The organism is Trichocoleus sp. FACHB-262, from assembly GCF_014696035.1.
GTDB lineage: Bacteria > Cyanobacteriota > Cyanobacteriia > FACHB-46 > FACHB-46 > Trichocoleus.
Genome location: NZ_JACJPK010000112.1, coordinates 1 through 22,445, shown reverse-complemented (window position 1 = coordinate 22,445; position 22,445 = coordinate 1). Strand labels below are relative to the sequence as shown.

General features: G+C 50.3%; 16 protein-coding genes and 1 pseudogene. 10 read left to right on the top strand and 7 right to left on the bottom strand.

From position 1 onward, the window contains the following. Window positions 1-16: 16 nt before the first annotated feature. Window positions 17-1,393 (top strand): NAD(P)/FAD-dependent oxidoreductase, encoded by a 1,377-nt coding sequence (locus tag H6F68_RS27535; protein ID WP_190564039.1) that lies wholly within the window; start codon window positions 17-19, stop codon window positions 1,391-1,393. A gap of 147 nt (window positions 1,394-1,540) precedes the next feature. On the opposite strand, the gene H6F68_RS27530 is transcribed toward H6F68_RS27535, so the two are convergent. The 6 genes from H6F68_RS27530 to H6F68_RS27505 form a co-directional block, all read right to left on the bottom strand. Then, window positions 1,541-1,975, bottom strand: coding sequence for a hypothetical protein (locus H6F68_RS27530; RefSeq protein ID WP_190564038.1), 435 nt, complete (start codon window positions 1,973-1,975; stop codon window positions 1,541-1,543). 746 nt (window positions 1,976-2,721) lie between these two features. Continuing rightward, window positions 2,722-3,882 (bottom strand): ribonuclease inhibitor, encoded by a 1,161-nt coding sequence (locus tag H6F68_RS27525; RefSeq protein ID WP_190564037.1) that lies wholly within the window; start codon window positions 3,880-3,882, stop codon window positions 2,722-2,724. Window positions 3,883-3,888: 6 nt separating this feature from the next. Then, on the bottom strand, window positions 3,889-5,265 hold the full coding sequence (locus H6F68_RS27520; protein ID WP_190564036.1) for an SDR family NAD(P)-dependent oxidoreductase: 1,377 nt from the start codon (window positions 5,263-5,265) through the stop codon (window positions 3,889-3,891). A 387-nt stretch (window positions 5,266-5,652) separates the two neighbouring features. Next, window positions 5,653-6,858, bottom strand: coding sequence for a pentapeptide repeat-containing protein (locus H6F68_RS27515; RefSeq protein WP_190564035.1), 1,206 nt, complete (start codon window positions 6,856-6,858; stop codon window positions 5,653-5,655). A 29-nt stretch (window positions 6,859-6,887) separates the two neighbouring features. Next, window positions 6,888-8,027, bottom strand: a complete 1,140-nt coding sequence (locus H6F68_RS27510; RefSeq protein ID WP_190564034.1) for a DUF2201 family putative metallopeptidase — start codon at window positions 8,025-8,027, stop codon at window positions 6,888-6,890. Between the two features lie 24 nt (window positions 8,028-8,051). Continuing rightward, window positions 8,052-9,053 carry an AAA family ATPase gene (locus H6F68_RS27505; RefSeq protein WP_190564033.1) on the bottom strand — a complete coding sequence of 334 codons (1,002 nt, stop codon included), beginning with the start codon at window positions 9,051-9,053 and terminating at the stop codon, window positions 8,052-8,054. Between the two features lie 175 nt (window positions 9,054-9,228). Between H6F68_RS27505 and H6F68_RS27500 the strand changes: the two genes are divergently transcribed. The 5 genes from H6F68_RS27500 (at window position 9,229) to H6F68_RS27485 (ending at window position 14,347) form a co-directional block, all read left to right on the top strand. Continuing rightward, window positions 9,229-10,698: a phytoene desaturase gene (locus H6F68_RS27500; protein WP_190564032.1), complete on the top strand. Its 1,470-nt coding sequence runs from the start codon at window positions 9,229-9,231 to the stop codon at window positions 10,696-10,698. A gap of 1,267 nt (window positions 10,699-11,965) precedes the next feature. Further along, window positions 11,966-12,388, top strand: coding sequence for a hypothetical protein (locus H6F68_RS27495; protein ID WP_190564031.1), 423 nt, complete (start codon window positions 11,966-11,968; stop codon window positions 12,386-12,388). Between the two features lie 163 nt (window positions 12,389-12,551). Next, window positions 12,552-12,851 carry a hypothetical protein gene (locus H6F68_RS28650; protein WP_199300429.1) on the top strand — a complete coding sequence of 100 codons (300 nt, stop codon included), beginning with the start codon at window positions 12,552-12,554 and terminating at the stop codon, window positions 12,849-12,851. A gap of 164 nt (window positions 12,852-13,015) precedes the next feature. After that, window positions 13,016-13,435 carry a zinc-binding dehydrogenase gene (locus H6F68_RS28645; RefSeq protein WP_199300427.1) on the top strand — a complete coding sequence of 140 codons (420 nt, stop codon included), beginning with the start codon at window positions 13,016-13,018 and terminating at the stop codon, window positions 13,433-13,435. Window positions 13,436-13,609: 174 nt separating this feature from the next. After that, window positions 13,610-14,347, top strand: coding sequence for a hypothetical protein (locus H6F68_RS27485; protein ID WP_199300425.1), 738 nt, complete (start codon window positions 13,610-13,612; stop codon window positions 14,345-14,347). A gap of 185 nt (window positions 14,348-14,532) precedes the next feature. On the opposite strand, the gene H6F68_RS27480 is transcribed toward H6F68_RS27485, so the two are convergent. Beyond that, complete coding sequence (locus H6F68_RS27480) at window positions 14,533-18,378, bottom strand: AAA-like domain-containing protein (RefSeq protein WP_190564025.1); 3,846 nt, start codon at window positions 18,376-18,378, stop codon at window positions 14,533-14,535. 331 nt (window positions 18,379-18,709) lie between these two features. Between H6F68_RS27480 and H6F68_RS27475 the strand changes: the two genes are divergently transcribed. From H6F68_RS27475 to H6F68_RS29920, 4 genes and pseudogenes are all read left to right on the top strand, one after another. Continuing rightward, on the top strand, window positions 18,710-20,488 hold the full coding sequence (locus H6F68_RS27475) for an AAA-like domain-containing protein (protein ID WP_190564023.1): 1,779 nt from the start codon (window positions 18,710-18,712) through the stop codon (window positions 20,486-20,488). A 327-nt stretch (window positions 20,489-20,815) separates the two neighbouring features. Further along, the gene (locus H6F68_RS27470; protein WP_199300423.1) at window positions 20,816-21,328 is read left to right on the top strand and encodes a hypothetical protein; all 513 of its coding nucleotides are present in this window, start codon (window positions 20,816-20,818) and stop codon (window positions 21,326-21,328) included. Between the two features lie 274 nt (window positions 21,329-21,602). Then, window positions 21,603-22,073, top strand: coding sequence for a transposase family protein (locus H6F68_RS27465; protein WP_190564022.1), 471 nt, complete (start codon window positions 21,603-21,605; stop codon window positions 22,071-22,073). A gap of 5 nt (window positions 22,074-22,078) precedes the next feature. Then, window positions 22,079-22,366 (top strand): annotated as a pseudogene (locus H6F68_RS29920) (transposase); the annotation flags it as partial. Window positions 22,367-22,445 lie beyond the last annotated feature (79 nt).

Genomic DNA, 22,445 nt, shown 5'->3' with positions numbered 1-22,445 from the left:
ATCAGCAGAGGTAACCATGGAAACAGCAGATGTGATTGTGATTGGAAGTGGTCAGGGCGGAGTTCCACTCGCGGCTGACTTCGCCAAAGCAGGAAAGAAAGTCGTTCTATTTGAGCGTGATGCATTGGGCGGCAGTTGCATAAACTATGGCTGTACTCCCTCCAAAGCCTTTCTAGCCGCTGCCCATGCTGCAGGTCGCGCTCGACAAGCTGCAAAGCTAGGCATACACGCACAGGTTGAAGTCGATTTTTCTGTCGTGATGGAGCGGGTGCGTGGCATTCGCAGCCAGTTTAACCGGGGCACTAAACGAAGGCTAGAAAGTCCAGGGGTTCGAGTCGTCTGTGCTGAAGCCACTTTCACTGGAGAGCGGACGGTAAGCGGCGGAGGTGTGACGGTGCAGGCTCCAATCATCGTCATCAATACAGGAACATCCTCTAGTATTCCTGACATTCCTGGTTTAGCTGGAACGCCTTATCTCACCAACCGAAATTTCTTTGATTTGCAGCAGATTCCACCTCGGTTGCTTGTAGTCGGCGGTGGCTACATTGCTCTGGAGTTAGGGCAGGGAATGGCACGTTTAGGGAGCCAAACCGAATTAATTGTGCGGGGCGATCGCCTGCTGGCTCAAGAAGAACCCGATGTCAGTGCTGTGCTATTAGATGCATTTAAGCAAGATGGAATCGGGCTGCATTTCAATGTGACCGTTAAGCAGGTCGCTTATACCAACGGTGTGTTTACCCTAGCGCTGAGTAATGGTGAAGTGCTCGATGGGGAAGCATTGCTAATTGCGATCGGGCGCAACCCGAATACTAGGGCATTAAATTCTGCAGTGACAGGTGTTGAATTAGATGAACAGGGTTTTATCAAAATTGACGATCAGTTTCAGACAACTTGCCCTGGAATTTATGCGATCGGAGACGTTGCCAAACAACCTGCTTTCACCCATGTTTCTTGGGAAGACTATCGTCGCTTGAAAGCCATTCTATGTGGTGAACACCGGACACGCAACGATCGGGTACTAGGCTATGCCGTCTACACAGAACCGCAAGTGGGTCGAGTGGGGGTGACGTTAGAGCAGGCTCAGAAACAAGGCATTGCTGCCTGTGAAGTTACTCTGCCAATGGCTCATATCGCTCGTAGCATTGAGTGGGGGCACGATCTAGGTTTCTACCGCATGGTCGTCGACACTCACACAAATTTGATTTTAGGAGCAACGCTAGTTGGATACGAAGCGGCTGAACTCGTGCATGTCTTTTTGTCACTTATGGAAGCGAAAGCCACGTGGCAGGTACTAGAGCAGTCGGTTCACATTCACCCAACCTACGGTGAAGCACTGCCCAGTCTAGCAAGGCTCCTCCTTGGAGATGATATGCCAACCTGCCCCAATATGTAGGAAAGGAGCAATTGATAATGACTAAGTAATCCCTCTTTTGTCACTCCTGCTAGAGAATACCTGACCTGCCAGAGAATGGCTGAAATCACCAAAATTTGTTGGACAATGCTTGGATGAATTGGTGGAAACAGTGCTCTTGTATCACTGTTATTTATTGTTTTTCGCGAGTGACAAAAGAGGGATGAGCACTAACAAATTCGTCTGCTTCCATTGCGTGCGGTCCAGGGCAACATAGATGCTCGCACCGGGTGCATGAATCTTGTGTAACTGTTCAATCAGAATTGGATGCCAGAGGCGTTCAAAACTCAACTCACTTGAACTCAAAAAGCGTTTCAACTTCCGCAGACGGCTTTCACTTTGAATCGGAATGGGTAGATTAGCGGCGAGGGATTCGAGCTTGATACTTTTGAGAGTTGGCAGGAGCAGACGGCTTTCACTTTGAATCGGAATGGGTAGATTAGCGGCGAGGGATTCGAGCTTGATACTTTTGAGAGTTGGCAGGAGTTGAATCACCAGCAGGAGTAGGAGAAATTGAGCCCGGCTGAGGCAAGAGCGCAGATGAGTTTGGTAGAATTCAGGCATCTTGATTATGGAAGGTCTTCTCAACAAGCGGGGACCTTTCTCTCTTTGCCTATTGTCTCTCAATCCTCTGCTACATCTGCCTTAGAACCCCCTCTGTCCCCCCACCAGGGTTCTGCCATCGCTGCCAGATCCTAAAGAAGCCCAATGGAAAAGAGATTGAAAGGCCAACAACAGCAATGGGAAGCATCAGGGTACGTGGCCCGATATTGAATTGAACGCAGAGGCTGGTAATCAAAATGACAAGGAAAAGGTAGGCATCAAAGGTAGGCCGATAGTGCTGTAAAAAGATCGAATGGCTGGCTGAATTCGCATGATTAAAAGCCTACTTCTTCCACTAAACGACAACCTTCTTTACCCAGCAAGCCAACTCAAAACCTTTACGGCGATCGCATTATCTCCACCTCCATTGGAAACGCTAATCCTATCCCTCCCGGTAAAAGCACGAATCGATTTCCTAAATTGGCAGACGCGATCTTCCTGATCTCTCCCACTCCTCTCTCGGCCCAAACTAATCAAGCGGGAACCGTCATCAGCACATGTTCCCCAGCCTACCCAGGCGTGTGCATTCCACCTGCTCTACCTGATTTGGATTGTGGGGACATTTCCAAGCGACGGTTCCAAGTGGTAGCACCCGACCCGCATCGATTCGGTTGGAAACGGGGATGGTGTGGCATGTCAGAGCTAATCTCTCAAGACATTTTTCACAGGTGAGTTGCTTTAACCCTACCAACATTCAGTGCGGTAATTCAGCGGTAAACGCTTTGGATTAGGGCAATTTCTGGGGGGACTTGCCATTCATCTGTTGAGTGCTGTCGTTGATTCCGCTGCAACAAGGATTCAAGTTGACGATCGTAATCGCCATCCAGGTGCAAAAATTGCAGGGTGTGATTCGTCGCTAATGCATTCCGTAGCGCTGTTTTGCCAGATTCTTGAATCAAGTGATTACTCAGATCTAGCCAGACGAGTGGTGGATTTTGAGCCAAAAATTGGGCGATCGCTTTCGCTCCCTGATTTCCAATGCCGTTGGGTTGGGCAGAGAGAGCATTGGTTGAGGGACTGTAGCCCAGATCTAAACGGCGCAGAGTGGGATGATTTTGCAATGCGGATATCAACGTACAGCATCCTACATCGCTAATGCCATTGCTGGCTAACCCTAATTCTGTCAGAGTACAGTTTTGCTGCAAGCCTACGCTCAGATGCTCTAGCCCGGAATCTCCGAGCTGATTCACATTTAGAGATAGCGTGGTGAGGGATGGATTCTGCTGTAACAGGGTAGCGAGTAGGGAAGCGTGGTTTGCATCTAGTTGGTTACCGCCCAGATACAACCGTTTAACTGTGCGATTGCGATGAGCCAGGACATCTAGAATTGCTGCGAATCCTGCGTCTTCTAGATGGGTATGAACCAGATCCAGGGTGTGAATCGTGCGATTCTGATGCAACATTTCGGCTAGGGCGTAAGCCCCATCAATCCCAATCGGATTGCGTTTTAACCAAAGGCTATGAACAGTTTCATTGACAGTTAGGGCATCTGCGATCGCCGCTGTTCCGGTTGCCGAGATGGCATTGCAGCCCAGATAAATCACGCCTAGATGATCATTGCGTCCAATGAGTTTGGCAACTGCCGCTGCACCCCGATCGCCCATGCCATTGGTACCAAGGAGAAGGCTGACGATCGTGTGGTTGTGGGTTAATGCTGCCGTCACTAATTCGCAGCCTGTTACGCCTAACTGTTGTTTGCACAGATCTAAGCGACCATCCGACATGACTGTGCCCCGGGGAAAAACCAGTTTTTGGGCGATCGGCTGATTAGTCGGCAAATAGGCCAGCAATGGACTTAAGTCATCCAGGACAGCTTCGGACGAGGGAATCGGCTGTGGCAGCGGACACTGGAGGGGCAAATCAGTCATAAGCAGCTACCAGGGATACGGAATGTAATCTTTGAGGAAATAGCCGTAGAAAGGCGTTTCTGTTTGCTCAATGCCTTGCACGATGGGATCGTAGATTCGCGCCATGCCATCGATCGGATCCAGGGGCGTATAGAAGCCGCGATCGTGTTGCAGATGCATCTTTTTAGGATAAGGATTCTCATCGGTAATCCAACCGGTATCGACACTATTCATAAAAATATTGTCCTGAGCATAGTCGGCAGCGGCGGTTCGGGTCATCATATTAAGGGCTGCTTTCGCCATGTTGGTGTGTGGATGATAGACCGTTTTACTAGAGCGGTTAAATTGTCCTTCCATCGCAGAAACATTGATAATAAAGCGACGATCGAAGGTCGATCGCAGCAGCAATGGTTTCAATTGGCTGTTAAGGATGAATGGGGCGATCGCATTCACCAACTGCACTTCTACCAGTTCCAGGCTACTTACCTGATCCAGTTTGAGCGACCAGCTATTGATCGCACGCAAATCGATCGGTTGCCCGTCCGCATCTAGAGATTGCAGGTTGGCGATCGCAGCATCGACCCTATCCTCTGAAATCGACAACGAAGTTTCCAGCAGCGGCGGCGCATTGGCAGCGACCAGTAGGGCTTGAGCAGCAGGGCAAAGGGGGTGCTGGCGTTCTTGGTTTAACAACGATTGATAAAACGATCGCGATCGCTTGATAGTTTGGGCAGCGTTGTTGATCAGGATATCTAGATGCGATGTGGTGTGCAGCAAGTGCTGAATGAAGGTTTCAAGAGCGGGGAGATTGCGAAGATCTAACCCATAGATCTGTAGGCGATCGCGCCACTGGTCAAAATCGGCTTCCTGGCTATAGCGATAGGCACAGTCACGCGGAAAGCGCGTGGTAAGCAGAACTTGCGCCCCATCGCGCAATAAGCGTAGACCGGTTTGATAGCCGATCTTGATTCGTCCACCAGTCACCAGTGCCATGCGTCCGGTTAAATCAGTCCGCTGCTGTCGTTTTTGATAGTTGAGCTCTGCACACTTAGGACAGAGCGAGTGATAGAACGGGTGAAGTTGTGTGTAGGGTTGTTTGCAGATGTAGCAAGGTTTGGGCTGACACAGATCAGCCATACCCTGTGGTTCCTCGGGTAATGCTGATTTTAACGATGGTGTGAGAAATTTCTGTGGAGGCTGCAATTGTTGTCGCACGATCGCTGTGGTGGCTTGCAGTTGGCGATCGTGCCCCCGTCTCGTTCTGCGATCCACTCGCCGCATCTTTCGGTGAATTCTATTAATCAGGGGTTTCAGGCGATCGTGCTGCTCCAGCAGACTTGGATCATCGGCAATCTGCTGCAACACCGAAAAACAGAGGTCGAGTTGCTCTGGAGGAATGTCCATTGAATTCAGCCATCAAAGGGTGGCAGCGACCGAATCAAACGGTTCTTCTACTGGCAGAAAAGGATTAAGCACAGCAAAACCAACCATGGACTGCCAAGTTTATCTTAGCGATAAGAATGGGGTTTGCTGAGTTCGATCGTTAAGGGATGGCAGCGACCGAATCAAACGGTCTTGATCGCAGTGATCCTTATGAGAGGGTACGCGAACCAACCATGGACTGCCAAGTTTATCTTAGCTGCAAGGATAAAATTTGCCGAATGAGAGAGCGAAGCGGTGGCAGCGACCGAATCAAACGGTCTTCTATCGCAACTTGTCTTTGCAGAGACACGCGAAACCAACCATGGACTGCCAAGTTCATCTTAGCGGTTAACTTGTGTATTGCCATCGTCACCATCGTTGCTTGGTGCCATCCGGCATTGTTGCGCCGACTAGCCACGTACTATTCAAGTCAGCCCCCAGCAGATTTACCCCTGTCAAATCTGCTCCTCTCAGGTCTGCCGATGTCAAGTCGGCTCCAACGAGGGAGGAGTTTGTGAGGGTCGTCCACTGCAACTTCGCCTTAGAAAGATTGGCTCCCAATAGATTCGTCTGATCTAGGCCCGCTTGAGATAGGTCAGCTTGAACGAGCACAGCATTAACCAGAGTTGATTCACTGAGAATTGCCTGCGTTAACCTTGCTCTCTCCAGGTTTGCCCCCGTGAGATTAGCGCGATTGAGCATGGCTTCATGGAGCTTACTCAGTTGAAAATTTGCCTGACTCAAGTTTGCATTCGTAAAACAGGTTTTTGTCAGAGATGCCCCTCGGAAGTTGGCAGATCGGCCATCCAGATCCTTGCCGTTTGCCTCATTCAGCTTGGCTGAGGTGAAGTTGGCACGGTGCAGAATTGTTCTGACTAACACAGCTTTCCTTAAATCTGCCCGCCCTAAGTTGGCATCCGTTAGGTTGGACTGCTCCAGATTCGCACTGCTAAGGTTGGCATACTTAAAATCAATGTGGCTCAATTTACAGCCTCTGAAGTTTGCCTGTTCCAAATTGGCGTAGCGAAACCGAGTTTTGTGTAACGTTGCTTGAGTCAAATCCACCCGCTGCAAACTCGCTCTTTGCAAGGTTGCCTGAGTCAAATCAGCCTCATGGAATTGGGCCTTTGCCAGATTGGACTGAGAAAAATTCACCCGCTGGAGATTGTAGCCCCTGAAATCGTAGCCACTCAGATCGGTGTTACTCAAATTGGCCCCGATCAAGTTTGCGCCAGATAGGTTCACGCCAGCCAAACTGGCACGGCTGAGGTTGGCTCCTTGCAGATTTGCGCCACTCAGGTCTGCCCCATCCAACTTGGCGCAGTAGAGTTTTGCCTCGCTCAAATCTGCCCCACTCAGGTTGGCTCCCCGCAAATCACAATCGCGAAAGTTAATCCGGGTTAATTGGGTGCCTTGAAGATTAGCGCTACGCAAGTTCAGATTCCGCAAGCTGCGATCGGGAGTCTCCTCTGAGAACCAGGTATTATAGATCTGCGATCGCCATGCATTCCAGGCAGAAACCCCTTGCGTTAACAGAGCCATGTAATCGGTTGGAGAGTGGAATGGCTGGGGCATAGGTTGATCTGAGGTCGCTCAGCAGCAATTTAGGCGATCGAGAGCAATCGGACCGTTTCACCAAACGGAAATTCCTTCAAGTCTAACCCGCCCGGCGTTACTACCCACAAGACCGGAAGTTCTGGGGCGACTGGAAACTCACCATAGCCATCCGTCAGATAAACGCACACACCTGTTTGATCATCCATCGCATGACGACGCTGCACGTTCTCAAAAAACGGCACAAAAGACGTGCTACCCCCTCCTAAAGGTTTGGGCGGAGGACTGTCAGATTGCAGTTCGTAGGGACCATAAATCGCCGCATCTGCGTAGTACAGTTCGCAGTCTAGATGAGGATAGGATCTGAGAATGCCTCCGAGTTCACTCAGGAACAGCCGCAGCTCACGATCGCTGATCGAGCCGCTAGTGTCGATGGCCACATAGACCTTGACCGATTCCCCCTCCAGTGTTTCTAGGTACAGCTTGCGCCCAATAAAACGGCGATCGAAGCCACTGGAATCGGTTGGCGTGCGCACCAAATAACGCCAAAGGTAGGATCGCCAATCCAGTTGAGGATGCGTTAAGTTGCCGAACTCGCGCTCAAATCCAGCCGGAATGCTGCCTTGAGACTGGGTCGCGTGAGCAACCACGATCGCCTGCCGCATCGCATCTCGCCAATAGGCTTCTAACCCCGCCTGGTTGTGTTCACCGCCTAGATTGGCCCCATTGCCATCCACCAGATCTACCAACGTGCATGAATACAGGCGGCTCTCTTTTTGCATCAGTTCATACACCTCCTCCACGCTCAGGTGTTCCAACGACTTGTCCCGAATCGCACCGGGGGGAACCTCCAGACCTGCCTGCTGCGCTACCATCCCATTTACCACGATATCGGCAGCAATATTCCATAGTAGGCGATCGCGCGTTCGTCGCCGAGGCACATGCAGCAAAGCCGCGTGTAGCACTTCATGCAGCAATAATCCATCTAGAGCAGGCGTGGAAAGCGTTTTAGTAAATTCGGGGTTGATAAAAATGTCGCGCCCATCCGTGGCTGCCGTGTCAACGATAGAACTGGCGCGAATCCGAGTAAACAAAGCCAGCGTTGCAAAAAAGGGCGATCGAGTTTGCAGCTTCAGAATCGCAGAGGAGATGTGGCGTTGGAACTGAGCATCAACAGAAGAATTCACCATAGGGACAGCTTGGTTTAGGAATTATCAGGCAGTCGTCAGGGACTGAAAATCTTGAAAAAATGCTTGCAATGCTTCGTCCTGCTGCATCAATTCCACCAGTTCCGCCATCAATCCTTTTTTGCGGAAGCTACGAAACAAATCCGCTGCAAACAACTGCACCCACTCTGGACTCGCGACCCGCACCAACCAGTGAAATGCGTTAGCAGCCTGCCTGACATCCGCTGCTCGAACTGCCAAGGCGATCGTCGTTGCATAGCGCACGGAGGGTTCCGTGGGAAACGCAATTTGCGCCTTACTATCCGCAAAAATTGCGGCCACATTCGGCAGCTCGCTATACAGTTTCCGAAAGGCAGCAAACTCAGCCGCAGCTCCCTGACCGACCGCAGCCGCAATATCCAATTGCGCACGATGGAGCTGACTTGCCATCATCCAGGTACGCGGCGAGCACCACGCGACTGACTGCGGCTCTAGCTTATGCAGCAGACTACTACGGAACGACAGAAACGCCAGAATTTGTTCATCAATTCCCGCCTCCAGGGCATGTGCCTTGCAGCTCTCAAAATCCGCTTCCACCTGGAGATGCAGAAATCGATTTGCCAATGGTGCAGGCATCTCAAACACAGCGGCTCGGTCTTCTTTACGGTTGCCTGCCGCCCAGACAAACCAGCCCTCGGGCACCCGGTAAGAACCCACCCGCCGATCGAGAACGAGCTGTTGCGCCACACCTTGCATTGCTGGAGGAGCCATATTTAGTTCATCGAGAAACAAAATCCCCGCCCCTTGATGCGGTAGAAACTCTGGAGGATACCATTTCGAGATGCCATCCTCCGCTACAGGTAGCCCCCGCAAATCCGTGGGAGCAAGCTGGGACAGCCGAACATCTACGAACTCGAGCGATCGCGCCTCCGCCACCTGCGCCACAATGCTAGATTTACCAATCCCGGGTGCCCCCCAAATCATGACACTCAACTTCAGCGATCGCTGCACAACCTGCTCCAGATAGCGTTTCAGTTCGGTAGGAGTCATGATGGGGTTTGAAATTATTTTATTTTGCCCCAGATTCGTTGCTCTGTGCTGTTGAGAGCCTAAATGATTTCTGACCCAAATTTAATGCGGCACTTCCGATCGTTGGAATAACAAAATGCAAGGGATTGCCCTAATCTCTTGGTTTAATGAGTTTGGTAGGTTTTGAGCAAGTGGTATGAAAATTATTGTGATTGGCAGTGGGTTTGGTGGACTGTCGGCTGCCATCCGACTCCAAGCGCAGGGCCATCAGGTGACCATCGTAGAAAAGCGAGATCAACCGGGCGGACGTGCCTCTGTCTTCCAACAAGATGGTTTCACTTTTGATGCAGGCCCTACTATCATCACGGCTCCTTACCTGATTCAGGAACTGTTTGAGTTGAGCGATCACCCGATCGAGGATTATGTCACCTTGGTGCCCCTTGACCCCTTCTACAACGTCCGCTTTGAAGATGGCTCCGTCTTTCGCTACAACGGCGATCGCGAGTTCCTGCTGGAGCAAATTCGCCAGTTCAGCCCCGCCGATGTGGCAGGCTATCAGCGCTTCTACCAAGCATCCGAGCAGGTGTTTGAGAAAGGGCTCCCCCTGATGACCCAACCTTTTAGCCACTTTACGGATATGCTCAAGGTTGCCCCAGATATGCTGCAACTGCAATCCCTCAAATCCGTGGCAGGGTTTGTGAATCAATACATCCAAGATGAGCGACTGCGCCAAGTATTCAGCTTTCACCCGCTGCTGATTGGAGGTAACCCATTTCAAAGCACCTCTGTCTACGCCATGATTCACAAGCTGGAGCAAGCCTTTGGCGTTTGGTTTGCCATGGGGGGTACGGGAGCTTTGGTCCGAGGTTTGGTGCGCCTGTTTCAAGACTTGGGCGGAGAGCTACAGCTCAATTGTGAAGTGGCCGAGATTTTGATCGATAGCAAAGCGCAGCGGGCCACGGGCATTGTGCTCAAGAGCGGCGAGCTGCTGCCAGCCGATGCTGTCGTGACGAATGCCGATGTTGCGTCTACTTACCTTGATTTGGTTCCTGCTCAGTTTCGCCGCAAGTACCGCGATCGCCACCTGCAAAACCTGCGCTATTCAATGTCGTTGTTTGTCCTATATTTTGGGACCAATCGTCGCTATGAGCAAATGGCGCATCACGAGATTCTGATGGGTCCGCGTTACCGTGAATGGATGGTGGACTTGTTCGAGCGCAAGCACCTAGCCTCTGACTTCTCACTCTATCTGCATCGTCCGACAGCGACCGACCCCACACTTGCACCTCCGGGTTGTGATGCTTGGTATGCTCTGGCACCTGTGCCTAACCTGGATGGACCCACTGATTGGCAAGAGAATACCCAGCCCTACCGAGATGCGATTGTTCAGTATTTAGAACAGCACTATCTGCCAAACTTATCGCAGCACATCGTCACGGAGCGGGTGATTAATCCACTTTATTTTTGCCATGAGTTAAATAGTTACAAGGGCAGTGCCTTTTCCCTAGAACCCACGCTGTTTCAATCGGCTTGGTTTCGTCCCCACAACCGAAGTGAAGACATCTCGAATCTCTATTGTGTAGGAGCTGGGACACATCCCGGAGCAGGTCTACCAGGCGTGATGAGTTCTGGGAAAATTGTGGCGACCCTGATTGGTGTAGCCTAGCGAGATGGCACGACTAGACACTTCAGGGAGGGCTATCAGCAGCAAAATTCAGCTAATCGATATCAGCGCTAAGAGCTGGCAAGCAGTTACCACAGTACAAGTGGGTAAAGTCAGTTTTAGATTCAGTGTGTCAACGAGGGTAAGGGAGATGGCCAAAAAGAAAAAGAGTGAGAGGCCTTGGAGTTACAAACGTGCTCCTGATGGTTGGGAAGTCTGCTTGGATGGTAAAAGTAAAGGCGTCGTGGTCAAGGACGGTCCTGCTGAGACGCCTTGGAGATGGAAATCACTGGGTCAGAGTGGAGGACCTCACAGTACCCGGAATGAGGCCGCAGCAGCACTTTTGCAAGCGTATAAAGAGAGATAAAAACAAGTTAGGACTTCTGTTGGAAGAGAAGCGATCGCTTACTCTCAGGCCCCAACTGGAATACCGAGAAATTTCCCGTCGCCCTTAACTGGCACACTGAGAAGCCCTTGGTATCCCTGACAGGGACTTTCTATTGGGACACCAAGTGCCGCTATTTTTTCTAGGACGGCAAAACTAGCTGGAGAAGTTTCTGCTCTAGAGCCACAAGGTAATGAACCGGATTTTGCCAGAACTGGCTTTGCTGAGCGCGCTTGGGCTAATGCTGTTATTGACGACGCTTCAGCCTCCTCGCAGTTCCAAGAAATCCAAAGGCGAAGATACTTACAAACAAGGTAGGCTCTGGAACAGTTGATACCTCACTAATGACACTGACGTTTTCATCTAGACCGTCTCCTCGGTTATAAATATAATCCAGCGCATCAATGTCATTGAGCAGAGATACTCGTAAAACATGACGGGAGTGGATTGGGGAAGGTGCAAACTGACTCCTGCTCCAGAGCTGCTAGCTGGTAACAGAGGCGATCGTCAAGTGAGAACTAGCAGATTCACGAATAGATAATGGCGAGGGCTCAGGCACGGTTGGAGGTGAGCTTGGTAGAACGGAAGTAGTATTTTGGGGGTAGACTTGTGGCCAAGTAGCAAGCCTATCTTTTTTTATACTTAGCGGCTCTATTCCTTGCTACACATCTGCTTCAAGTTTCCTGCCACCCCCTGAGGTGAGGGATGCTAAATTATCAGAGTGTTCTGGCGATATAGTAAAAACTCATTTTTGATGAATTTGAATATTGAAATACGAGAGAATCTAAAACAAGACTTACTGGATCGGACAACCACTTTAGGACGACAGGCACTGCTGCCGACGGAAAAAAGTGAACTGGATGTGATCGTGCAGCAGCTAAAGCTTTGAATCCCACACCGTTACCTCTTGCACCTAAAAATCGATCGCTACTTCTGGGTGATTGGAAACTGCTCTATGCCTCAAACGGCACGGTTATCACTCGCAGGCTACCGGGTGGCATCACCATCCATGCGATTTGGCAGACGTTGAGTGCAGCAGATGAAGCAGCATTGAGTGCTACGGGCAACTCCGAAGGGATCGCCGCGAGCAATGGTGCAGAATTGGAATTGCCGCTATTGGGTAGAGTGCAACTGCAAGCACAGGGACACTGGCGATGGCAGGGGAAAACTCAGACCGCTACTGTTGCCTTCGATGCGTTTTCGCTACAAGCAACTGGGTTATTTCAGCAGGCCCACTGGGAACTTCCGGCTTTGCACATTCCGGTGCTAGAAGGGCTGAGACGAGAAGCAGCATGGCAAACGTCCTAATCTTGACTTGGATTTGCGGATCGGGCGTGGGGCGACGGGCAATCTATTTGTATTTGCGCGATCGCCGTTGCCATCTATCAGCAGCCAAGGTCATCCTGGCAACACGGTTATTTAAGGATAATTACTACATCGGATCAAAGGTCATTACATCAAAGATAAACCAATGAGAACAGGAATCAATCGACAGTTTCGTTTGGCAGTTCGTCCCATTGGTGATATCAAAGAAAGCGATTTTGAGTATCGAGAAGAGCCTATTCCTAGCCCTGCTGATGGTGAAGTGCTGGTACGCACGATATATCTTTCGCTCGATCCAACAAATCGCATTTGGATGAGCGACATGCCCCAGTATATGCCTCCAGTGGAAATTGGGCAGGTTATGCGGGGTATTGTGACTGGTGTGGTAGAAGAATTTAAAAACCTCAACTTTCAACCCGGAGATTTGGTTTCTGGTTTGCTTGGTTAGCAAGATTACACGATTGTTGCAGAAACAACATCCTTACGCTCACGCCACTCCCGAACCCTCTGCCCTATCCGGTCACCACATTTGTTGGACTACTCGGAGCTACAGGTTGGACCGCTTATTTCAGACTTTTAGATATCGGACAGCCCAAAGCAGGAGAAACTGTCGTGGTTTCTGCAGCAACAGGAGCAGTCGGTTCCATCGTTGGACAAATAGCCAAGATCAAAGGTTGTTGCGTTGTTGGGATAACGGGTAGTGATAAAAAATGCCGGTGGCTGACACAAGAACTTGGCTTTGATGCAGCCATTAACTATAAAACTGCTGATTTGGAAAGGGCGATCGCTCAATCATGTCCTAATGGAGTTGATGTGTATTTTGATAATGTGGGCGGTTCTATTCTTGATGCCGTATTAACGCAAGTGTCTGAAGCCATCAGAGAGATTGGACAATGGATCGACCAAGGTAAGATTAAACATGCGGCTGAGATCGTTGAGAGCTTAGAAAATGCCCCATCAGCCATCCTAAAACTGTTTGATGGCAACAAGAAAGGAAAACTGATCATTAAAGTTTCAGAAGAACCTATTTAAAACTGTTTGATACTCCCTAACCCTTCTACCCTGCAGGACTGGAACTCGTTGGGGAATTGCACTGCAAGCGAACCACAGATTGCTTGGTTCCTGTGGAACAAAGATCAGGAATCAGAAGCGTCCAATCGGTATTTACAGAAGAGTTATACCGATTATTCAAGGAACGCTGTGTTGATGAACCGATATTTGAATTGGGCGGGAGCCACTGTCTTACTGAGTGCTAGCGTTGTCGCCTGGTCTCCTCCTGCGATCGCTTCAACCTATCGCAGTAGCACTGATAATACGGTTGTCGTCTTGCAAGAAACCAGTCCTCTGTCTAAAAAGCCTTGGGGCTACTATTTCACAAAGAGCGCGGGTCGTTCTTGGAAGGGCGATATTGCGATCTCAAGCAAGACTGCAGGGGCTGGACAGACGTTGTATACCGGGACATTTCAGGATCAAGTGATGGGTCCTGGAACAGCAATGACTTGTACTGGCAAGATTCGCATCGCCCGGCAAAATTCGGGAGTGAGCAATCAGATTGGAGCCAAGGTGACCTGGCAAATCACGGGGGGCAGTGGGTGTCCTCAAGTCGGGCGGAGCGTCACGCTTGATCTGGTGGAGTCCTTGCCACGCACGGATCGCAACGGTGACTTTACCTCAACCAACGCCAACACATGGATGAGTGAAACGAATGGGAACGTCACCTGGCTAGCTTGGCAGGTCGTCTCAAGCGATGGCAAACTCAACTGCCGCACCAGTCCGAATGGTAGTATCAAACAGGTGTATACCACCCGTGATCGGATTGAAGCAGAGACGCGTGGTGCCACTGCGTTTACGTTCTCTAATGGTGCCCCTTGGATGAGCACTCGTCAGGGTTGCTATGTGCGGGCGAACGCCCAGTATTTGCAACCGATTTCAATTCCTTTCTAAGCGATGCTCCCACTGCTGGGTGAATTGCTTTCACCCCTGCTGAGCCCTGATGGGATGAGAAGGCTGTTCGCCTAATATGTGCTCAAAGAGAGACCGCTGGGGCGATCGCTAAACTATACACTGCCTAAACATTTTGAGAATTTTCCTGTTTGTAAAGTAAAAATTCTAGAAGACAATGCATAGGCTCAGGTGGAACATCTGAGTTTGGTGCGCAGGTCTGGGTGGTGATTGAAATAGTTGTCTAACCAATTGCAGCCACGCTCTAAGAGATTTGGCAAACTGGCAACCTGCCAATGGCGAACTGTAGTGCTAGTCCCAATGGTGAAAATTGTTTTGCCATCGTCGCTGAAGCTGATGTTGTGAATGCCTTCGGGGACAGTGATGTTGCTCAGCAAGTTTCCTTCTAAGGTCCACAGTTTCAGCGTGCTATTAGCAACGGTGGCAAGGCTGCGGCTATCGGGACTAAATTCCATTCGGAAGGTCGTGTCTGTATTCCCTGTAAAATCGGTGATTAGCTGCCCTTGGCGATTCCACAGTTTAATGCTGCCATTCGCTCCAGAGGTTGCAAAGTAGTTGCCATCTGGGCTGAATTTAATCAGATAAATATCCGGATGGAACTGAGACAATGTTTTGATCAGCTTTCCTTGAGGTGTCCAAATTTTCACTGTTCCCTCCAGACCTGTAGTGATCAGGTGCTGATCATCGGGGCTAAACTGCATTGCGATAATACCCTGTTCATGAGCTTTGAGAGTTGCCAAAACTTCTCCTTTGGCTGACCACAGCGTCATATGCCCATCCATTTGACCCACCGTAAGATAGTTTCCCCTTGGACTGAGGCTCAGAGCATTGATGGAAGCCTGAGACGACGTGCGCGTTTGCAGCAGCAATTCTCCCTCACGAGTCCAGAGGTTAATCTGGTTATTGACCGTAGCAGCGGCAATGTGGCTACCATTGTGGCTAAGGGCAAGAGAGGCAGGGGAGGGAAGGCTGCCCGTCAGTTCTTGGATCAGTTGACCTTGCGGATTCCACAGGCGAATTAAGCCTTCTCTGCTCGCGATCGCCATCACCTGACCATCTTGGCTGAACTGAGTATGGGGAGAAGACTGACCCGATACATTCAGCGTTGCCTGTTGCCGTCCTGCCAGATCCCACATAAGGACCCTGCCCTCATTATTATTGATATTATTGACACCAAGGATGCGCTGCGATTTTCCATTCAGGTCTGAAAAGAGGGTTGTGCCGGGTGCAATCCCTGCTAATTGGTGTTGATTCTGCGTTTGCAGGTTCCAGTCCTGAACGGTGCCTGTGGTGGAAAAGGTGAGAAGGCGATTGCCTTCTGGGCTAAACCAGGCATTCAAAATTCTGCCCTGCCCCTTCAGCGTTGAGGCAATCGGTTGCATGGACTCGATCTGTTGCAACAAGTAGATGGTGCCGGCGAAATTACTAAAAATCAAGCGATCGCCCTGAGGACTTAGTTGCAAATTTGACTCCACCGGAACAATTGTCAAAGGCTGGAGAGGAACTCTAGGAATCCTAGGCGGGAGTTGCTTCCCTTGGGGCGTCCAGTAGCTCAATTCTCCATTGACGGTGACAACAACGATTTCATTGTTAGGTGTAAATTGAGCATCCGCAATTGACTTGTATAAGCCATTGCCGCCTGCCGGAAACTTGATCTCGCTGACGCGATTGCCCTTCGCTGTCCAGACTTCAGTGTTCCCTTCCCGACCAACTGTTAATAAATACTGACTATTGGGACTCCACTGCATGTTTAGGGGAACGGATGCCTTGAAACTAGCTAGGGCTTGCACCTTGAGTGAGCCAATTTTCACATTGCCCTGTTCATCAATTGCTGCTAGATGTTGCCCATCCGAGCTAAATTGAACGGTATGGATGTTACCCTCAAAGCCCTCTAATTTAGACTTATAACTTCCCTGAGATGACCAAACATCAACGGTTTGAGAACTCCCTGCGGCAAGGAATTCACTATTAGGGCTAAACGCCAGAGCAAACACCTCACGGTTTCTGGGCTGTTGCACCTCCCGAAGGCGATCGCCCCCTCGATTCCAGAGCCGAATTTTGCCATCAAAACCAGATGTAGCGAGCAGTTTACCATCGGCACTAAACCCCATTGCTAACTTTGTTCCCCCATGATCTTCCAGGTTGGCGATCAAGGTTCCTTGCGTCGTCCACAATTGAGCCGTTGATTGCACATCCATGGAGGAAGATGCAGAAGCCGTCACAACCAACTCTCCATCGGGGCTAAATTCAGCTGCACCTAGATTGACCGGAAAGCCCGTAAACCGATTTTGTTCACGAATTTGACTCAAGACATCTTGTAGCGCCAGAATTGGACTGGTGGCTGGATACTCGGACCAGGGGCGATCGCCTTTCAGCAGTTGGTTTAGCTCCTGCCCAGCCTCCATGGCTGAGACTAAAGCATCCAGTTCCGAGGTTGCAAACTGACGCAAAACGTTCATCCCTTGTCGCTCCAAGCGAGTTCCTGCCAGGGCAGTCTGCTGTTTTTGCAGGGCAATATTGGCGAAGGTGCCCGCAATTGCTGCTCCCACCACAGAAACAGCCAGAATTAGGGAACCAATTTGGATTCGACGTTTGGCTTGATGGTTAGCAACTATCAAAATTTGATTCGCTTTGGCAATCGTCTCCTTTTCGCGCTTTTCAAGATCCCAACCGATCTGAACCTCTAGCTTCTCTAATTGAATGGTGCGATTTTCAGCCTCCTGACTCGCTGCCAAAAATTGGTAATCTTCATTGCTCAAACTTTTTCCTACTGACCAATCCAGTGCTTCTCGCAAGGTCTGTCCCCGCAATAATCGAGAGCCATCCTCCCGTTCGGAAGCTATCCAAGCAGAGATCGCATTATTGTAAATCCGCAGATTCCCCAACTGCTCACTCACCCAGGCGACATCAAACACCGTTTCATAAATCTGGTTAGTAACCCACAATTTGCCCTGGCGCTGCACCACCAAGCCAGAAAGCTTCAGCGCCATCTGCTCAGCCGAATCATCTGCTGGAATTGACCGGTCTGGAGTCAGTAATATCTGTTGATAAAGCCCCAATAATCGACCGGCTCGTTGCTCATTCCGCAGCAAGCGATCGCGAATGGTTTTGAGATGCTCAGGGTAATCCTGTGCTTCCCAATTATTGATCATGTGGGTTTGAAGGAGGCGCTCGATCGAGTCACGGAGTGATGGGGTCGTGGAATGGTCTGTTTCTTCACGCCTCCACTCCTGCACCACTAATTGACATACCTTTTGGGTCAGAAACGGTTGTCCACCTGTCCAGCGCAAAATTTCATGCAATGCTGTTTGAGGCGAGTCAACGATTTCTGTCAATCCCCCTGATAAAACTTGCGCTTCGTGCTCAGCAAATCCCTGTAAGTCAATGGCTCGACCAATGTTGAAGGGAGTGCGCTTGGTGTCACTGATCAGGTCGCTAGGGGTGGCAACGCCCAACAATGCGAACGCTAAACGCTTATAGGCTGGGTTATGCGCCCGTTTGTTGTAGCAGGCACGAATCAGCACAAAGAAATCATCTAGAGAGTCACGAAAGCTCAGAACGCTGTCAATTTCATCAATGAAAACTACAATAGGCTGAGACTGCTTACGCAGAACCTCTTCAATCAACTGACTCAACCGTTGCACCGGTGAAAGCGAAGCGCGATCGCTCCACCAGTCCATGAATTCTTTAGAGGTGAATACATTCAAACTGCTCGCTAGCTTGTAGGCAACGCCGCCATACCACTGTTCTAGCGGCACCTGATTGCCAATATCTGAAATATCGATTGTGACACAGGCAGTTCCTTCCGCCTGCAAGCGATTCATCACCTGCACTTGAAGACTCGATTTGCCCATCTGCCGAGAATTTAGAACATAGCAAAATTCTCCCGCTTTCAACCCCTGATACAAATCAAGGTCAGCCTGCCGCCTAACATAAGCTGCGGCATGTTTAGGCAAGGTGCCACCTGCCTGGTAGTAGGTAGCGATCGTAGCGTGATCTTTTTGTGCAGCCATAGCGATTTAGACGAGAAATGAGGGGAATAGATTCGGAAGGAATCCGTTGTCATTCCTATGAAACCCAATCAATTAATGAGTTTAGGAGGGAGAACTTCGAGTTGTGATTGAGTTGCCATCGACTTTATGGAAATGTCAGTAATAGCACATCCAGCTTGAATTGTGATTTTTGGAGGTGGGCAGAAAACTAATACGAGTTGTGTGTGAGTGAGCGATCGCCCCTTTCAAATTGCGATACAAGCTAGAATTTCATCAAAACGCTGTCCGAGCCTGAACTCTGCATTAATGCGCTAATGAGACACACCGACTAGGCCTACTGTGATTTCTGACCATGCCGCGATCGCTCAAACTTCGCCAATCCTGCATCTCTCGCGTCAAACTGTCCCTGTTGCGAAATGGCTTTCCCAGTCAGCGGATTCTGGCCGAACACCTAGAGATGGCCCAATCGACAGTTAGTCATTTTCTCAATGGTAAATCTGTAGACTTCGTGAATTTTGTAGAACTTTCTCAAGCTCTAGGGCAGGACTGGCGCGATCTGGTGGATTTAGAGGCTGAGCCACTAGTGGAGCAGGTAGAGGAACCGGAAGCCCAGGGATATGCTGCAACGATTTTGATCAGTGGTGATGTAGGTAGTGTCGAGTTATCAACTCAGCTCCAACAGTATTTTGCTCAGACTCCCTATCAGGTGGCGATTGCCCCAACGCCCCTCCTTCGAGCAGAAACCTTGCAATCCTCTGACTATTGGCTACTGTTGTTAACCGAGCAATCTGCTATTAGTGAAGCAACCCTGGCCAATGTTCAGCTAGCCAGAGAGTTATGGGATAAGACACAGCAGCCCACTATCTTACCCATCGCAGTTAATCTGCCCTGGATACAGCGATTGCCGTTTGATCTGCTGAATTATTTGCAAGAAAGCCAGCCGTGGCAATGGCAGCTCTCTGAGTTGCCCACGCGTTTTGCGTCAGCACTGTTGGAAGTATTCAATCAGCAGCGGATGGCGCTACCGGCTAATCATGAGCTAGCCATTCCTTGGACACAGCTGACGGCTCCGGCGACTCGCGCCCCTACTCCGCCCCTGCCAACCGCTTCTCCTGAAATTCCAGGGGGGCAGATGGATCTTGAGTCGAGATTTTACATTCAGCGCCCCCCCATTGAGACACTGTGTTATGAGGCGATCGCCCAACCCGGTGCACTGATTCGGATTAAAGCGCCCCGGCAGATGGGAAAAACTTCATTAATGGCGCGGATATTACATCAAGCAGAACAGCAAGGATCTCGGATTGTGCCACTGAGCTTCCAGCTTGCTAATCAGCGCATCTTCAACAATTCAGATACATTTCTCCAGTGGTTTTGTGCCAGTATCAGCCTGGAATTGGGTCTTCTTGATCCAGAGCAATTAGCAAAGCATTGGCAACTTGCGAACTTGATTGGCAGTAACCAATGCTGTAAAGCCTATTTTGAACAGTACTTACTGCCGCAGCTTGCTGCTCCCTTGACATTGGGATTAGATGAAGTCGATCGCGTCTTTGCCAGTCTTGAAATTGCTGATGATTTCTTTGGATTGCTGCGTGCTTTGCATGAAGAAGCAAAACGGCGAGAGATCTGGAAAAACATTCGCCTGATTGTGGTCCATTCCACCGAGGTTTACATCCCACTAGATATAAACAAGTCTCCATTTAATATAGGGCTACCCATTGAGCTACCAGAACTTACGACCAGTCAGGTTGGGGAACTGGTGCAGCGATACAGTCTGCCCCAGCAGCCCCAAATGATTCAAGCGTTGATGGGGTTAGTCGGAGGACATCCCTTCTTAATTCGACTGGCACTCTATGCGATCGCCCATCTAAATTTGAGCTTAGAGCAACTCTTGCAGACTGCGCCAACCGAAGGCGGTATTTACGCCGATCATCTCCGTCGTCATCTTAGCAATCTCGAACGCAATCCACCCTTAATCCAGGCATTTCGAGAGGTCGTGTTCTGCAACGCTCCAGTGCGGTTGCCCTCCGAGCAAGCCTTCAAACTCAGCAGTATGGGGCTTGTAAAACTTGTTGGTAATGATGGCATACCCAGATGTCAGCTCTATCGCCAATACTTCTGCCATTGTCTATAGAAGAGCCTTGTACATCAAGACATCAGCCAACTCTGTTCTAAGAAGCTCCGCAGGCCCTTGCCTAAGCTGTCGTCAAGTTGAACGGCTATTGATCAGCATTAGCCTACTGTACAGCTCTGCTCGTCAGCTAGTTCAATTCATTCAATCCTCATCGAAAATCTAGAAAGGTTGGTAGTGCTAAACAAGCGGGTCCGCTCAGATGAATGATCTCTTCCTGCTGAATCCCCCAACACTTCCTCTCCCCCTTCCGCTCAGGCTGAACGCCATCGTGCCCCCCAAACCCCCTCCCTTGCTGCCGACCTCAACACCTGGGTCGCTCCCTTCGTCATGGGGCCTGTCAATACCCGCATCGTTCGGCGCAGCGCGGCTCTCTACGAGGAATGGCAAGCCCCTTACGGACCTGACTTCACCTATCAGGAGTATCTCAAGTTCGATGAACCGCTGTCGTGGTTGAAGGCAACGAGTGTCACTGCTGGCTTGGCTCTGTTTGCAGGCGTTCTACAACAACCTCCGATCAGATCGCTGCTGCAACCGCTCTCGCCGCAACCGGGAGATGGACCGTCTGAGCAAACGATGAATGAGGGGTGGTTCTCCTGTGACCTGGTGGGCACTGCAACAGATGGTCGCCAAGCGCGGGGGCTGATCCGAGACCAAGGAGACCCTGGCAATCGAGCCACGGTCAAATTTGTCTGTGAATCGGCTCTGAGTCTAGCCTTGCAACTGGATGAACTACCAGGTGGCCAGACACGTGGCGGCATTTTGACGCCTGCAACTGGCTTAGGTGAGGTGCTGGCAGAGCGCTTACGTCAAGCTGGAATGACTGTAGACGTGACTCTATAATGCGGGGCTAAGCTGGGATGTAGAAGCTTGAGTTGCAGGATGGCTCAGCAAAAACATCCCTTGAAGAGCCTGAATTAAGGAAGTATGTCGGCGGATTCGAGTGGTCCGAAGTGATTGGGTCATCATGCTGACTGCCGAAGAGACGCGATCGCCTCAGGGTATTGCTCTCCTAACTTTGGAGCGATGACAGGGGTAGGCTGGCCTGTAGAATAGACCTCCTGCATGAATGGGAGGAAATGTGCCAGTTAGGAACAAAGGCTTGCAAAAGCGGTAGATGCATGGCAGAACTAAGCACGAAGAGGAATATGTCATGCCCTACCAAGAATTGCAAAGCCTGTCTGCTGGAGAGTTTAGGCGATTGTGTGGCGTGAGCCAGCAAACCTTTGGCGAGATGGTCGAGGTCTTACGTCCCCACCTGGAACGCCAAGGAAAGCGAGGGGGACAAAATAAACTGAGTGTCGAAGACCAACTGCTGGTGACCTTGGAATATTGGCGGGAATATCGCAGCCAGTTTCACATCGCTACGAGTTGGGGGCTGCATGAAACCACAGTCGGACGCATTATTAGGAAAGTGGAAGACATCTTGGTCAAGTGCGGTCAGTTTCGCTTGCCCAGCCAACGGCAGTTGTACAAGCCTGGATGGGAATGGAAAGTATTCATGGTGGACGTAGGCGAAGTTGAAATTGAACGCCCGAAAAAAAACAGAAACGCTACTACAGTGGCAAGCAAAAGTGCCATACGCTAAAGGCGCAACTGCTAGTGGACTTTGAGAATGGACAAGTGATTGCCACTGCAATCGACAAGGGTAGGACGCATGACTTCAAGCTGCTGAAACGAAGCCGCCTGCCCTTTGTGTCGTCGCAGTTATGTTTAGCCGACCGAGGATATCAGGGGTTTGCGAAGCGTCACGCGGGGGCTTGTACGCCAACCAAGAAACCACGTAACCAACCGTTAGCCGAGGACGAGAAGCAGCACAATCGGGCGTTAGCGAGACTGCGGGTGAGGGCGTTGCACAATAGTAGTATGATGCAGCGTTGAGGGTCTCCTGATGCAATGTCCAGACTGTCAATCCACTCACGTCGTCAAAAACGGTCGCCGTCAACAGCAGCAGAACTAC

Bases quoted from the DNA above. Each gene is read 5' to 3' on its own strand.
- H6F68_RS27535 (WP_190564039.1), top strand. From the start codon at position 17: ATGGAAACAGCAGATGTGATTGTGATTGGAAGTGGTCAGGGCGGAGTT.
- H6F68_RS27530 (WP_190564038.1), bottom strand. From the start codon at position 1,975: ATGCCTGAATTCTACCAAACTCATCTGCGCTCTTGCCTCAGCCGGGCT.
- H6F68_RS27525 (WP_190564037.1), bottom strand. From the start codon at position 3,882: ATGACTGATTTGCCCCTCCAGTGTCCGCTGCCACAGCCGATTCCCTCG.
- H6F68_RS27520 (WP_190564036.1), bottom strand. From the start codon at position 5,265: ATGGACATTCCTCCAGAGCAACTCGACCTCTGTTTTTCGGTGTTGCAG.
- H6F68_RS27515 (WP_190564035.1), bottom strand. From the start codon at position 6,858: ATGCCCCAGCCATTCCACTCTCCAACCGATTACATGGCTCTGTTAACG.
- H6F68_RS27510 (WP_190564034.1), bottom strand. From the start codon at position 8,027: ATGGTGAATTCTTCTGTTGATGCTCAGTTCCAACGCCACATCTCCTCT.
- H6F68_RS27505 (WP_190564033.1), bottom strand. From the start codon at position 9,053: ATGACTCCTACCGAACTGAAACGCTATCTGGAGCAGGTTGTGCAGCGA.
- H6F68_RS27500 (WP_190564032.1), top strand. From the start codon at position 9,229: ATGAAAATTATTGTGATTGGCAGTGGGTTTGGTGGACTGTCGGCTGCC.
- H6F68_RS28650 (WP_199300429.1), top strand. From the start codon at position 12,552: ATGAGAACAGGAATCAATCGACAGTTTCGTTTGGCAGTTCGTCCCATT.
- H6F68_RS27485 (WP_199300425.1), top strand. From the start codon at position 13,610: ATGAACCGATATTTGAATTGGGCGGGAGCCACTGTCTTACTGAGTGCT.
- H6F68_RS27480 (WP_190564025.1), bottom strand. From the start codon at position 18,378: ATGGCTGCACAAAAAGATCACGCTACGATCGCTACCTACTACCAGGCA.
- H6F68_RS27475 (WP_190564023.1), top strand. From the start codon at position 18,710: ATGCCGCGATCGCTCAAACTTCGCCAATCCTGCATCTCTCGCGTCAAA.
- H6F68_RS27470 (WP_199300423.1), top strand. From the start codon at position 20,816: ATGGGGCCTGTCAATACCCGCATCGTTCGGCGCAGCGCGGCTCTCTAC.
- H6F68_RS27465 (WP_190564022.1), top strand. From the start codon at position 21,603: ATGCATGGCAGAACTAAGCACGAAGAGGAATATGTCATGCCCTACCAA.